Source organism: Enterobacter cloacae complex sp. SHL021, assembly GCF_049237765.1.
Classification (GTDB): domain Bacteria; phylum Pseudomonadota; class Gammaproteobacteria; order Enterobacterales; family Enterobacteriaceae; genus Enterobacter; species Enterobacter cloacae.
In genome coordinates this window covers 151,859-164,739 of sequence record NZ_JBMKJG010000006.1, presented here as the reverse complement: position 1 = coordinate 164,739, position 12,881 = coordinate 151,859, and the positions used below count along the sequence as shown (strand labels likewise).

Below are 12,881 nucleotides of genomic sequence, written 5' to 3'. Positions count from 1 at the left end.
TGTTGTTATGTGAAAGCTGAAGACATGCAGGAGTATTTCGGTGAATCCTCCGTCAGGCATTCACCGTATTGCGGGCAGTATTGTAAAAAAGAGTTCAGGACTCCGTGAGCTGACGCCAGGCCGCCACTTCCTCATCAAGCCACTCGACAAAGAGAGCCACCTCCGGCTTCGCCTCCGTTAACTGCGATGCCACCAGCCAGTAAGGCCAGGGATACGGCGCAGTGAAAGGGGTAAGCTGGACCAGTTCTCCCCGGGTGATGGCATCCTGAACCAGAGAACGGCGCTCCAGCGCAATGCCTTTCCCGAGTCGGACAGCCTCAAGGATGATATTGGAGTCGTTAATACATAAACCACCAGGCACGATCTCTTTCTCAAGCCCCGCATTCACGCACCACGTTTTCCACGACTCCATGGAAAAAATAATATGACTCTTTGCAATCTCAGTCGGCGTAGTGGGCAGCACACCGTCGTTATAGCCAGGTGCGGCCACCACAATGAGTTCATCGGAAAAAAGAAAATGGCTGTTACTCCCTTCCCATTTTCCCCTCCCCATCCGTATGGCGATGTCTATCCCCTCCTGCTGCAGGCTGGTGACTGTCAGGCTGGCCTGGATCCGCAGCGTGATAAGTGGATATTTCGCCCGAAAGCGTTCCAGACGCGGCATTAACCAGTGGCATCCAAAAGACGGCACCATTGCCAGCGTCAGCTCCTGCTTTCTCGGCTTCACCTGCACGAGCCGGGTAGCATCTGCGATATGGTTCAGCGCCTCGCGTACCTGTATGGCATAGAGCCGCCCTTCTTCGTTGATCTGCACCCCTCGCCCGTTCCGGATAAAGAGCTTAACGCCCACCATCTCCTCCAGCACTTTAATCTGCTGGCTGATAGCGGAATGGGTAACGTGGAGTTCTTTCGCCGCCTGCGTCACGCTGCCAAGACGGGCGACGGCTTCAAAGCTTCGCAAACTGGCGATAGGTGGAAAATCAGACATGAAAACTCCCTGAACCAAACACAATATAAAAAAGGCGGCCTGGCGATATGTCAGTAATACTAACTCTGGCGGTAAGATATTGAAGATATTCGTCATGACGAATGTATCGTAATGTCTGTTCAGAAGCTTCAATAGCGTGTCATTTCACAGCGACAGGAAAACGGAGATTATGATTAAGCTTATTGGCATGTTGGATTCACCTTATGTACGCCGCGTGGCGGTCTCCCTGGAACTTTATGGCGTTGCGTTTGAAAGCCAGCCGCTGTCGGTATTCAGCACATTTGAAGAATTTTCCCGGTTCAACCCTGCGGTAAAAGCGCCAACGCTGGTTCTGGATAATGGAACGCGTCTGATGGACTCATCGCTGATACTTAATTATTTTGAGGCTCAGGCCGCCCCCGAGCGAAGACTCCTGCCCGTCGCGCCGGATGCACTGGCAAACGATCTTCAGACGCTGGGCTTTATCCTCGCCGCCGCTGAGAAAGCCGTGCAAAATGTGTATGAACACCACCAGCGGCCGCTGGAGAAACAGCACGCTTCATGGATCGAACGCATTACAATCCAGCTTCTGGCGGCCTGCAGGGAATGGAATACCTTGCTGGAGAAGCGCCCGACCACCACAGTTCCCGATCAGGTTGCCGTCACCAGTACGGTGGTCTGGACGTTTATTCAGTCGATGATCCCACACGTTGTCAACGCAGCAGATTTCAGGAATATTCAGGCGATTGCCGACACCTTCGAATCGCAGTCGGTCTTTAAAAAATATCATTTCAACTAAGCAATGAGCCCGGTCAGCGCAGCGCTACCGGGCAAGCCAGCAGCTATATCTGATAATCAATCGCCACTTCTTCCGGCTCCATCACCTGGCGTTTGATTTCGTCAACGGACAGCCCGGCGTTGCAGAGCTCGATAAAGCGCCATACGTAGTTGCGCTGTAGCTGCCCGCGCTTGAGGCCGAGCCATACGGTATTGGCATCGAACAGATGACGTGTATCCAGACGCACGAGGTTTCCGGTATCACCCTCGCCACCAGACTGTTCCGCCACCAGGCCAATGCCCAGCCCCAGCTCAACGTAGGTTTTGATCACATCGGAATCCTGCGCGCTCAGCACCACATCCGGCGCTAACCCTTTGCGGTTGAAGGCCTCGTCGATGCGCGAACGCCCGGTAATACCCTGGCGATACGTAATCAGCGGCCATTTCGCGATCGCTTCCAGCGTCAGCGGTGAAACCTGATTCAACGGATGATCGAGCGGGAGCAACAGGCTGTGGTACCAGCGGAACCAGGGGAAGGCCACCAGCAGCGGGTCGTTGCTCAGGCGTTCGCTGGCGATACCAATATCCGCCCCACCGTTTTGCAGCAGCATTTCAATTTCCTGCGGCGTGCCCTGAATAAGCTCTAGGCGAACGTCCGGGAAAATTTCACGAAACGCTTTTATCACTGGCGGCAGGCTGTACCGAGCCTGAGTATGGGTAGTGGCGATGGTGAGCACGCCGGAGGCGTCATTGGTAAAGAGATCCGCCAGGCGACGGACATTGCTGGCCTCGTTGAGGATCCGCTCAGCGATGGTCAGCAACGCTTTACCTGGCTCCGTCATGCCAAGCAGGCGCTTGCCGCGACGGATAAAAATCTCAATACCAAGCTCTTCTTCCAGCTCGCGAATATGGCGGCTGACGCCCGACTGGGAGGTGTAGAGCATATTGGCGACTTCGGTCAGGTTATAGTCCCGCCTGGCCGCCTCACGGATAATTTTAAGTTGCTGGAAATTCACGATTCACTCCGGCGCATCTGACATAGCTCTATTGTTAGAGTCAGCTGAGCTGCAGAACAAATAATAAAAACCAGCATCTTATGCTTTTCTGGAATATTAACTCACGAGCTGCAGTTCACGATTCTCCAGCGATGGCTTACTGACCAGCGACATTAAAATTTCTTTCACCGCCTGCGCCTGTGGCGACAGCGAGCCGCGGGCGGACATGTTCAGCGACAGCGGTAAACTCATTGATGGCGTGGTGATGCGCGCCATCCAGCCATTTGCTGCGCTGCACAGCGAGCGGGCGGCGGATTCTGGCAGCACCGTGACGCCCATCCCACTGGCAATCGCCGCAGTCAGCGTGGAGATGGAGTCAATTTCACCGATGATTTTCGCCGTCAGGCGGCGCAGGGAAAACGCTTCGTCCACGCGTACGCGCACGGCGCTGTAATCACGCGGCAGGAAAAGATTCATTTCTGCGACCGCAGTGAGATCAACGCTCTGCCCCGGACAATCGCGGGTGCCCACGAGATACAGATCTTCTTTCAGCAGCGGCTGGCTGGTGATCCCCGCAACCGGGGAGCGATCGTAAAGCACCGCCATATCCAGCTGGCCGTTGAGCAGCTTGTCATTCAGGACAGAGCCGCTGTTCTCGTGCAGATAGACCAGCACTTCCGGCAGCTCAGCGCGCACCGCCTGCAGCAGTGGCATGGTGATTGAAGACGCTGCGGTCCCCGGTGCCAGCCCGATGGAAACGTGTCCGCTCAGCGTCTGGCCAACATTATTTACCGCCAGCTGCGCCTGTTCGCACTGACGAAGAATGGTGCGCGCGTGGGTATACAGGATCTTGCCTGCTTCTGTTGGGGTCACGCCGCGTTTGGTGCGGATCAACAGCTGCTGATCCATTTCGCCTTCCAGAGTAGCCACCTGCTGGCTCAGCGCAGGCTGCGCGATATGCAGCACTTCCGCCGCTTGAGTCAGGCTGCCGATATCGACGATTTTTACGAAGTATTTCAGTCGTCTTAAGTTCATTTTGCCCCCTGTTCGAAATGCTGTGCCGGTACTGGCTGTTGTTGTTGAACAGGTTTTGCAATATGAATGCCAGTTTTACCAGCAGGTCTGATTTGTTCGCTAAGCGCCTGAAAATAAGGAAACCTAATCATAGACGCCGGATTTATTACTGAAACAGCGGTTTATGATCTGCCCCATAAGAGGTATATCCGCACCACAACGGTGCATTACGTTGGCAAAATCGCCACTTTGCTGAAATTGTCAGCAAACAGACGCAAAGCGTGGTTTCACCCTTTGACAAGGCGAACCGAGGTCGTTACTATGCGCCCCGTTCACACGATTCCTCTGTAGTTCAGTCGGTAGAACGGCGGACTGTTAATCCGTATGTCACTGGTTCGAGTCCAGTCAGAGGAGCCAAATTTGAAAAGCCTGCTTTTAAAGCAGGCTTTTTGCTTTTGTGCGTTCTGGAAAACTGCCGGATGGCGGCTTCGCCTTACCCGGCCTACGGGACTGTAGGCCCGGTAAGCGCAGCGCCACCGGGCAAAGCAAGCTTAACCGGCATCCCGGATCGACGTTCCAGCTCAGCGCCCGCCCCCTCGTTTATTAGCTGTGCCCGCAACGCGGGGGTAATCGGCAGCGGCACTTTATTGGTTGATTCAAATTCTGCGCGGTTGCGCGACAGCGGTTCATGCACTTCCACCCAGCGGCTGCCGTCCGGCTCCGTCGTCACTTTTACAGGCTGATCGATAAGCTGCACGCGCGTGCCTGGCGACACATTGTCGAAAAGGTATTTGATATCGTTATTACGCAGACGAATGCAGCCCTGACTGACGCGCAGGCCGATGCCGAAATTCGAGTTGGTACCGTGAATGGCATAAAGCCTGCCAATATAGAGCGCATACAACCCCATCGGGTTATCCGGCCCGGCGGGAACGAATGCGGGCAACGTTTTCCCCTCTTTTGCATATTCACGCCGGGTGTTTGGCGTGGGCGACCAGGTTGGTCCTTCCTGCTTGCGCTCGACGGCTGTCACCCAGTTGCGTGGCGTTTCGCGCCCGGCCTGGCCAATACCAATGGGAAACACCTCAACGGTATTGCTGCCTGGCGGGTAATAGTAAAGGCGCATTTCCGCCACGTTCACCACGATGCCTTTGCGAACCGTATCGGGAAGAATGAGCTGCTGAGGTACCACCAGTCGGGTACCGGATTGCGGTAAAAACGGATCAACACCGGGGTTTGCCTCCAGCATGTTGCTCAGCCCCTGCCCGTGCTGCGCGGCAAACGCTTCAAGCGGTAAGGTGTTGTGGTCCGGTACGGTAATAACCTGCGTGCTGCCCACCAGCCGACTCCCGGCGGGCGGCAAAGGATAACTCACCGCCTGGACACTCTGGCTTATGAGCAAGGCAGCCAGACAGCCCAGCACATTTCTACGACGCATATTCCCTTCCTTAGTCGCTTCACTATTTGCTAAGCATAGCGTAGCCGCTTTGCATTACCCATCAGGAAATAAAATCAGTTTCCTCGTGCCGCCCGTCGCGGTAGTCTCATAGATCGCGTCGCTATGACGATGGCTTTGTGAGTAACCTTTTCTTATACCAATAAATAAAAAATCAGTGCAGACAGGACAACTATGGACTCCACCCTCATCTCCACACGTCCCGGCGAGGGGACCCCTTGCCTTAACCGTGCCCGCCGCGCCGCCTTTGGCAGCTTCGCGGGGGCCGTCGTGGACTGGTATGATTTTTTGCTCTACGGCATCACCGCCGCTCTGGTGTTTAACCGCGAATTCTTTCCGCAAATTAGCCCCGCCATGGGCACGCTCGCCGCGTTTGCCACCTTTGGCGTCGGCTTCCTGTTCCGCCCGCTGGGCGGGGTGATCTTCGGCCACTTTGGCGACCGACTTGGCCGCAAACGCATGCTGATGCTCACCGTCTGGATGATGGGGATCGCCACTGCGCTCATCGGTATTTTGCCGTCGTTTGCCACGATTGGCTGGTGGGCTCCGGTACTGCTGGTCACCCTGCGCGCCATTCAGGGCTTTGCCGTGGGCGGCGAATGGGGCGGCGCGGCGCTGTTATCGGTCGAAAGCGCACCGAAAAATAAAAAGGCGTTCTACAGCAGCGGTGTTCAGGTTGGGTACGGCGTGGGTCTGTTGCTCTCCACCGGGCTGGTGTCGCTTATCAGCCACTTCACGACCGATGAGCAGTTTCTGAGCTGGGGCTGGCGCATTCCCTTCATCTTCAGCATCGTCCTGGTTATCGCCGCGCTATGGATCCGTAACGGAATGGAAGAGTCCGCCGAGTTTGAACAGCAGCGGGAAAACCCCGTTGCCAGAAAACGGCTGCCGGTGATGGAGGCGCTCATTCGTCATCCTGGCGCTTTTCTGAAAATTATCGCCCTGCGCCTGTGCGAGCTCCTGACGATGTATATCGTCACCGCGTTTGCCCTCAACTATTCCACGCAGAACCTCGGCCTCCCCCGTGAGCTGTTCCTGAATATCGGTCTGCTGGTGGGCGGGATCAGCTGTCTGACAATCCCCTGCTTCGCCTGGCTTGCGGATCGGTTTGGCCGCCGCCGCGTCTATATTACCGGTGCGCTGATTGGCTCCCTCAGCGCCTGGCCGTTCTTTATGGCGCTGGAGGCACAGTCGGTCTTCTGGATAGTCTTCTTTGCCATTATGCTCGCCAACATTGCCCATGACATGGTGGTCTGCGTGCAGCAACCGATGTTTACCGAACTGTTCGGCGCAAGCTACCGCTACAGCGGGGCGGGCGTAGGATACCAGGTGGCGAGCGTCGTGGGCGGCGGATTTACGCCGTTTATTGCCGCCGCGCTGGTGACGTTCTCCGGCGGAAACTGGCACAGCGTGGCGATCTACCTGCTGGCAGGCTGCCTGCTGTCGGCCGCCACGGCGCTGGTGATGAAAGAGACACACCATCCCTGATCTCCCTTTTGTTTCACAGGCGTGTGACATACTATCGGGTATAGCAGCACACCTGTGGAACAAGGAGACAGACATGAATAATAAGGGCTCCAGCCTGACCCCGGCTCAGGCACTGGAAAAACTCGACGCGCTGTACGAACAGTCCGTCAATGCGCTGCGCAGCGCCATCAGTGAGTACATCGAAACAGGGAAACTTCCCGACGAAAAGGCCAGAACCCAGGGCCTTTTTGTTTATCCATCGCTCTCTGTCACCTGGGACGGCAGCGCCAGTACCACGCCAAAGACCCGTGCCTACGCGCGTTTTACCCACTCCGGCTGCTACAGCACCACCGTGACCCGCCCTGCATTGTTCCGTCCTTATCTTGAGGAGCAACTCACTCTGCTCTATCAGGATTACGGCGCGCACATTGCCGTTGAGCCATCACAGCATGAAATCCCCTATCCGTACGTGATTGACGGTTCGGCGTTAACGCTCGATCGCTCCATGAGCGCAGGGCTGACGCGCCATTTCCCGACGACCGAGCTGTCGCAGATTGGCGATGAGACCGCCGACGGCATTTATCACCCGGCAGAGTTTTCCCCCTTGTCGCATTTTGACGCCCGCCGGGTGGATTTCTCCCTGGCGCGCCTGCGTCACTACACCGGGACGCCAGCCGAGCATTTCCAGCCGTTCGTACTGTTTACCAACTACACCCGCTATGTTGACGAATTTGTCCGCTGGGGCTGTAGCCAGATCCTTGACCCGGAGAGCCCTTATATCGCCCTCTCCTGCGCCGGTGGGATCTGGATCACCGCTGAAACCGAAGCGCCTGAGCAGGCTATCTCCGATCTGGCATGGAAGAAGCACCAGATGCCAGCCTGGCACCTGATCACCGCCGACGGCCAGGGCATCACGCTTATCAACATCGGTGTGGGTCCGTCAAACGCCAAGACCATCTGCGACCATCTGGCGGTGCTGCGCCCGGACGTCTGGCTGATGATTGGTCATTGCGGTGGGTTGCGTGAAAGCCAGCTGATTGGCGACTACGTGCTGGCCCACGCCTACCTGCGTGATGACCACGTGCTTGACGCCGTGCTCCCGCCGGACATCCCGATCCCAAGCATTGCCGAAGTGCAGCGCGCGCTGTACGACGCCACCAAAGAGGTGAGTGGCATGCCGGGTGAAGAGGTCAAACAGCGTCTGCGTACCGGCACGGTAGTCACGACAGATGACCGTAACTGGGAGCTGCGTTACTCCGCCTCTGCCCTGCGCTTCAATCTGAGCCGCGCGGTGGCGATTGATATGGAAAGCGCCACCATTGCCGCTCAGGGTTATCGCTTCCGTGTGCCTTACGGCACGCTGCTGTGCGTTTCCGATAAACCGCTGCACGGTGAAATCAAGCTTCCGGGACAGGCAAACCGGTTCTACGAAGGGGCAATCTCCGAACACCTGCAAATTGGCATTCGCGCCATTGATTTGCTGCGGGCAGAAGGTGACCGGCTGCACTCACGCAAGCTACGTACCTTTAACGAACCGCCATTCCGCTGATAACAATAAGGAAAAATAATGCACAACACATCACCGTTATCGGCCCTGCGTCAGTGGCTACAGGAAAATAAGCTCGACGGGATGATCGTCCCGCGCGCAGATGCCTGGCAGAGCGAATACTGCGCGCCGTATGATGAAAAACTGGCCTGGCTGACCGGCTTCGATGGCTCGGCGGGGCTGGCACTGGTGCTAAAAGACAAGGCTCTGCTCTTTGTCGATGGCCGCTATCAGGTTCAGGCCCGCGTACAGGTCAACATGGATGAAGTAGAGATCCACCATCTGCACAACGAGCCGCTGGCACAATGGCTGACGGCCAACGTTGAAGCTGGCACGCGTATTGGTTTTGAAGCGCTGCTGATGACCAATGCCGATTATGAGACGCTGTCTGCGACACCGTGCGAAATGGTGCCGCTTAACCAGTCACCGTTTGATACGTTATGGACCGATCGCCCTGCCGCTCCGGCGGGGCTTATCCGCGAGATGCCCGTTGAAATCAGTGGTGAAAGCAGCGCAGATAAACGTCAGCGCGTCGCCGCCGTGCTGGCCGCCAACAATGCCGATTATCTGGCCGTGACCCTGCCGGATAACATCGCCTGGCTGCTTAACGTGCGCGGTTCAGATATTCCCACCAGCCCGGTTCCGCTCTCTTTTGCCCTGCTCAGTCGGGACGGTAGCGTTGAGTGGTTCGTTAACGACAATAAGCTAAGCAACCTGCCTGATAGCGTGCGAAACGCTTTTACCATTGCGCCGCAGGATGCCTTTATTGAACGCTGCCAGCGCCTTTCTCACGGTAAACGGGTGATGGTGGATGCCGATTCAGCGCCGGTGGCTCTGCGTTTTGCCATTGAGCCACACGGTGACATTCTCTGGCGCACCGACCCCATCACGCTGATGAAGGCCAATAAAAATCCGGTAGAACTGGCGGGTTACCGGAAGTGTCATCATCAGGACGGTGCCGCGTGGGTCAATTTCCTGGCCTGGCTGAGCCGTGAAGTGCCCGCACGTGCGGCAGCAGGCCAGCCGCTGACCGAGCTGGAGGCCCAGGCACAGCAACTCGCGTTTCGCGAGCAGCAGCCTGGCTTTATTGAGCAAAGTTTTGCGACTATTTCGGCCTCGTCCAGCAATGCGGCGATGTGCCACTACCACTCAAGCGAAGCCAGCAACAAACCCATCGGCCATGACCACTTTTATCTGAATGATTCTGGTGGTCAGTACCATAACGGTACCACTGACGCCACGCGTACCCTGGCGTGGGGCAAGGTCAGCCCACAGCAGCGCTTACACTACACCGCCGTGCTGAAAGGTTTTCTGTCGCTGATTACCCTGCAGTTCCCGTCCGGCACCCAGGGGCATCAGCTTGATGCCTTCGCGCGTCGGCCGCTGTGGGAGATGGGGCTGGATTTCGATCACGGAACGGGCCATGGCGTGGGTCATCAGTTGCTTATCCATGAGAACCCGCATCGCATCGCTAAAAAGGTCAACCCGTGGCCGCTGGTGGCGGGCAATATTATGACTATCGAGCCGGGATACTATCTGGCGGATAGCCATGGGATCCGCATTGAAAATCAGGTGGAGATTGTGGAAAGCTCTCCAGGATTCTGCAAATTTGCTTCGCTGACGCTGATCCCAATCGACCTCAGCCAAGTCGAACTCAATTTGTTAAACGAGCAGGAAAAGCAGTGGCTGGATGAGTATCATCAACAGGTGCGCGAAGCGCTGTCACCGCTGGTGGAGAGCGACGCGCGTCCGTGGCTGGTGGAGGCGACGGCGCCGATTCGTGTGAAACATTAGTGCGGTTTATTGCCGGGTGGCGGCTTCGCCTTACCCGGCCTACTCGTCCGTAGGCCCGGTAAGCGCAGCGCCACCGGGCAAATTTTCCGAACGCACAAAAGCAAAAAGCCTGCTTTAAAAGCAGGCTTTTCAAATTTGGCTCCTCTGACTGGACTCGAACCAGTGACATACGGATTAACAGTCCGCCGTTCTACCGACTGAACTACAGAGGAATCGTGTGAACGGGGCGCATATTATCGATGCTACCCGGTGTTGTCAAAGGCAGAATGCAGATTTCCGATCGTTTGCCGATTTATTCAACATTTCGCACATTTGTCAGGCATTGTGCCGTGGATATTTCCAGAGCCAGCGCCCACTTACCATGCGCCAGTAGAACAATGCCCCACGCACGGCCCAGTCAAGGAACATCCCCAGCCAGACCCCGACAACCCCCATACCGAGCATGACACCCAGCGTATAACCCGCTACCACGCGGCAACCCCACATGCCGAGCATAGAGACCCACATCGCAAAGCGGGCATCGCGTGCCCCTTTTAACCCAGCTGGCAGTACCCAGGACGCCGCCCAGATCGGCATAAAGGCCGCGTTGAGCCAAATCAGGATCTTAACGACCTCTTTAACATCATCTTCGTGGGTATAGAACGAGGCCATCAGCCCGGCAAAGGGCGCGCTCCCCCACGCAATTATCGTCAGACCGATGGTCGACAGCCAGAAGACATGGCGCAGCTGCCGCTCCGCCTGACCTATCTGCCCTTTGCCGAGCCGTTTACCGGTGATGATGGTGGAGGCCGACCCTAAGGCGTTACCCGGCAGGTTAATCAGCGAGGCGATGGAGAAGGCAATAAAGTTACCGGCAATCACATCTGTCCCCATACCGGCAACAAACATCTGGGTAAGCAGTTTACCGCCGTTGAACAGTACCGACTCGATACTGGCAGGAATACCAATCCCCATCACTTCCCAGATAATGGCGAAGTTAAAGGGTCGGAAGTAGCTTTTTAACGTGAGGCGCAGCGATGGCGTGATCCCCGCCATCAACACCCCGAGGATGGCTGCCGCACCAATGTAGCGGGAGATTGTCAGCCCCAGCCCTGCGCCAACAAACCCCATTCCCTCCCAGGAGAAAACACCGTAGATCAGGACGCTACTGATCATGATATTCAGGATGTTCATTCCGCCGTTGATCAGCAGCGGAATTTTTGTGTTGCCCGCCCCGCGCAGCGCGCCGCTACCGATCAGCGCGATAGCCGCAGCAGGATAGCTTAAGACCGTCATTTCCAGATAGGTCAGCGCCAGATCCTTAACTTCATTCGTCGCTTCACCCGCGACAAAGTCGATAATCTCTTTGCCGAAATAGTGGATCACCGCCGCCAGGATGATCGAAAAAAGGGTCATGATCATCAGCGACTGCCGGGCGGCTTCGCGGGCACGCTTCGGATCCAGCTTGCCCAGGCTAAAGGCCACCACCACCGTGGTCCCAAGATCGATAGCGGCAAAGAAAGACATCACCACCATGTTAAAACTGTCCGCCAGCCCGACCCCAGCCATCGCCTCTTTACCCAGCCAGCTCACCAGGAAGGTGCTCAACACCCCCATCAGCAGAACGCAGGTATTCTCCAGAAAAATAGGTACGGCAAGCGGGGTGATTTCACGCCAGAACAGAACACGATAACTTTTACGTTTTGCATACCATGGCGTGCGCATAATCGCCTGGCGGAGAGTGGCAGTAACGTTCAAAATGGACCTTAGCGAGAAAAGTTGAAACTCCATTTCAAATGATGGGGGAGAAAAGCTCATCCTGCAAAGTATTTTCCATAAAAAGATGTCTGGATTTGCAACAAACTGATGACAGAATCGGCAATCGATCGCTAATCACTAAGATCAGGTTTGACAAAAGTTTTTTCGCCGCTAAGATAAGCCTCCACAACGATTCCTCTGTAGTTCAGTCGGTAGAACGGCGGACTGTTAATCCGTATGTCACTGGTTCGAGTCCAGTCAGAGGAGCCACATTCTGAAAAGCCCGCTTTTAAAGCGGGCTTTTTGCTTTTCTGGTGAGGAAAAATGGACTCTTTGTTTGTCTACGGTACGTTACGCCCAGGCCATTCAAATGCACATATTCTCGAAAGCATCGGCGGTGAATGGCAGGCCGGTTTTGTCACCGGGACATTTTATGCGCGTGGCTGGGGCGCTGCGGCAGATTTTCCGGGTATCGTGCTGCACGCCGATGGCCCACGCGTTGAGGGTTATCTGTTTATCTCCAGTAACCTTGAGGCACACTGGCCGATGCTGGACGAATTTGAAGACGGCTACGATCGGGTCGAGGTCATGGTGACCACCGCCGAAGGTGATCAGGTTAAGGCCTGGATCTACCAGCTTCAGCCGCGCTCTGCGTAATAAAAAAGGCTCTCTGTCACCAGAGAGCCTTTTTTGCAATCAGCAGCGATTATTCGCTTTTGGCTTCAGCGTTTTTGATTTCGCCCATCACTTTCAGCTTTTTGGAGATGTCACGGCGCTCTTTAGACAGCTCAGCGTTTTTGATGATGTAGTCATCAACGCGGTCTTCGTAGTCGCTCTTCATGCTGGCGATGATGCCCTGAATAGCTTCAACGCTCATACCTGGCTTAATGTAGTCGCTCAGGTTATCCAGCAGCAGAACACGTTTCTGGTTGTCACGGATCTTCTTCTCAACGTCCTGGATTTCACGCTGCAGTTTGTTTTTGCGGCGGAACAGGCGGACGAATTCCAGAACATCCTGGAACGAAGGCTTGGTAGTTTCCATTTTTACACCCCTGATAATGTGAGATTCGGATTCGTTAAAGCAACCGTTGTACCAATAACCTTACTGACAGCGGCTGCGAATGACAA

Annotated in this window: 11 protein-coding genes and 3 tRNA genes; 7 read left to right on the top strand and 7 right to left on the bottom strand. The window is 55.8% G+C overall.

The genetic code is table 11. From position 1 onward, the window contains the following. Positions 1-94: 94 nt before the first annotated feature. Entirely contained in the window at positions 95-988 is an 894-nt protein-coding gene (locus tag ACOTZF_RS08070) for a LysR substrate-binding domain-containing protein (RefSeq protein WP_038979632.1), read from the bottom strand. A gap of 169 nt (positions 989-1,157) precedes the next feature. Between ACOTZF_RS08070 and ACOTZF_RS08065 the strand changes: the two genes are divergently transcribed. Beyond that, positions 1,158-1,766 (top strand): glutathione S-transferase family protein, encoded by a 609-nt coding sequence (locus ACOTZF_RS08065; RefSeq protein ID WP_038979630.1) that lies wholly within the window; start codon positions 1,158-1,160, stop codon positions 1,764-1,766. Between the two features lie 43 nt (positions 1,767-1,809). Here ACOTZF_RS08065 and cbl read toward each other — a convergent pair whose 3' ends face one another. Together cbl and nac are read right to left on the bottom strand one after the other, a co-directional pair. Further along, positions 1,810-2,760 (bottom strand): HTH-type transcriptional regulator Cbl, encoded by a 951-nt coding sequence (gene cbl, locus ACOTZF_RS08060; protein ID WP_038979628.1) that lies wholly within the window; start codon positions 2,758-2,760, stop codon positions 1,810-1,812. Positions 2,761-2,856: 96 nt separating this feature from the next. Further along, a complete protein-coding gene (gene nac, locus ACOTZF_RS08055) occupies positions 2,857-3,774 on the bottom strand; it encodes a nitrogen assimilation transcriptional regulator NAC (RefSeq protein ID WP_010432103.1) in 918 nt (305 codons plus the stop codon). 320 nt (positions 3,775-4,094) lie between these two features. Here nac and ACOTZF_RS08050 point away from each other — a divergent pair. Further along, positions 4,095-4,170, top strand: a tRNA-Asn gene (locus ACOTZF_RS08050). Positions 4,171-4,255: 85 nt separating this feature from the next. On the opposite strand, the gene ldtA is transcribed toward ACOTZF_RS08050, so the two are convergent. After that, entirely contained in the window at positions 4,256-5,191 is a 936-nt protein-coding gene (gene ldtA, locus ACOTZF_RS08045) for a L,D-transpeptidase (RefSeq protein ID WP_029881837.1), read from the bottom strand. Positions 5,192-5,383: 192 nt separating this feature from the next. On the opposite strand from ldtA, the gene shiA reads away from it, so the two are divergent. The 3 genes from shiA to ACOTZF_RS08030 all read left to right on the top strand — a co-directional run bounded on the left by shiA (position 5,384) and on the right by ACOTZF_RS08030 (position 10,016). Then, complete coding sequence (gene shiA, locus ACOTZF_RS08040) at positions 5,384-6,697, top strand: shikimate transporter (RefSeq protein ID WP_094916753.1); 1,314 nt, start codon at positions 5,384-5,386, stop codon at positions 6,695-6,697. A 73-nt stretch (positions 6,698-6,770) separates the two neighbouring features. Then, positions 6,771-8,225: an AMP nucleosidase gene (locus ACOTZF_RS08035; RefSeq protein ID WP_013097832.1), complete on the top strand. Its 1,455-nt coding sequence runs from the start codon at positions 6,771-6,773 to the stop codon at positions 8,223-8,225. A gap of 18 nt (positions 8,226-8,243) precedes the next feature. Further along, positions 8,244-10,016 (top strand): aminopeptidase P family protein, encoded by a 1,773-nt coding sequence (locus tag ACOTZF_RS08030; RefSeq protein ID WP_129252254.1) that lies wholly within the window; start codon positions 8,244-8,246, stop codon positions 10,014-10,016. A gap of 136 nt (positions 10,017-10,152) precedes the next feature. Here ACOTZF_RS08030 and ACOTZF_RS08025 read toward each other — a convergent pair. Then, a tRNA-Asn gene (locus tag ACOTZF_RS08025) sits at positions 10,153-10,228 on the bottom strand. Positions 10,229-10,331: 103 nt separating this feature from the next. Next, on the bottom strand, positions 10,332-11,786 hold the full coding sequence (emmdR, locus tag ACOTZF_RS08020; RefSeq protein ID WP_120727113.1) for a multidrug efflux MATE transporter EmmdR: 1,455 nt from the start codon (positions 11,784-11,786) through the stop codon (positions 10,332-10,334). A gap of 161 nt (positions 11,787-11,947) precedes the next feature. On the opposite strand from emmdR, the gene ACOTZF_RS08015 reads away from it, so the two are divergent. Beyond that, positions 11,948-12,023, top strand: a tRNA-Asn gene (locus ACOTZF_RS08015). A 54-nt stretch (positions 12,024-12,077) separates the two neighbouring features. Next, a complete protein-coding gene (locus ACOTZF_RS08010; RefSeq protein WP_029881834.1) occupies positions 12,078-12,410 on the top strand; it encodes a gamma-glutamylcyclotransferase family protein in 333 nt (110 codons plus the stop codon). A gap of 49 nt (positions 12,411-12,459) precedes the next feature. Here the strand turns inward: ACOTZF_RS08010 and ACOTZF_RS08005 are convergent, their stop codons facing one another. Next, positions 12,460-12,795, bottom strand: a complete 336-nt coding sequence (locus ACOTZF_RS08005; protein ID WP_010432067.1) for a DUF496 family protein — start codon at positions 12,793-12,795, stop codon at positions 12,460-12,462. Between the last annotated feature and the right edge of the window lie 86 nt (positions 12,796-12,881).

Excerpts from the sequence above, each read along its gene's own strand:
- ACOTZF_RS08030 (WP_129252254.1), top strand. The coding sequence starts at position 8,244 with ATGCACAACACATCACCGTTATCGGCCCTGCGTCAGTGGCTACAGGAA.
- ACOTZF_RS08035 (WP_013097832.1), top strand. The coding sequence starts at position 6,771 with ATGAATAATAAGGGCTCCAGCCTGACCCCGGCTCAGGCACTGGAAAAA.
- ACOTZF_RS08065 (WP_038979630.1), top strand. The coding sequence starts at position 1,158 with ATGATTAAGCTTATTGGCATGTTGGATTCACCTTATGTACGCCGCGTG.
- nac (WP_010432103.1), bottom strand. The coding sequence starts at position 3,774 with ATGAACTTAAGACGACTGAAATACTTCGTAAAAATCGTCGATATCGGC.
- ACOTZF_RS08070 (WP_038979632.1), bottom strand. The coding sequence starts at position 988 with ATGTCTGATTTTCCACCTATCGCCAGTTTGCGAAGCTTTGAAGCCGTC.
- ldtA (WP_029881837.1), bottom strand. The coding sequence starts at position 5,191 with ATGCGTCGTAGAAATGTGCTGGGCTGTCTGGCTGCCTTGCTCATAAGC.
- emmdR (WP_120727113.1), bottom strand. The coding sequence starts at position 11,786 with ATGGAGTTTCAACTTTTCTCGCTAAGGTCCATTTTGAACGTTACTGCC.
- ACOTZF_RS08005 (WP_010432067.1), bottom strand. The coding sequence starts at position 12,795 with ATGGAAACTACCAAGCCTTCGTTCCAGGATGTTCTGGAATTCGTCCGC.
- ACOTZF_RS08010 (WP_029881834.1), top strand. The coding sequence starts at position 12,078 with ATGGACTCTTTGTTTGTCTACGGTACGTTACGCCCAGGCCATTCAAAT.
- shiA (WP_094916753.1), top strand. The coding sequence starts at position 5,384 with ATGGACTCCACCCTCATCTCCACACGTCCCGGCGAGGGGACCCCTTGC.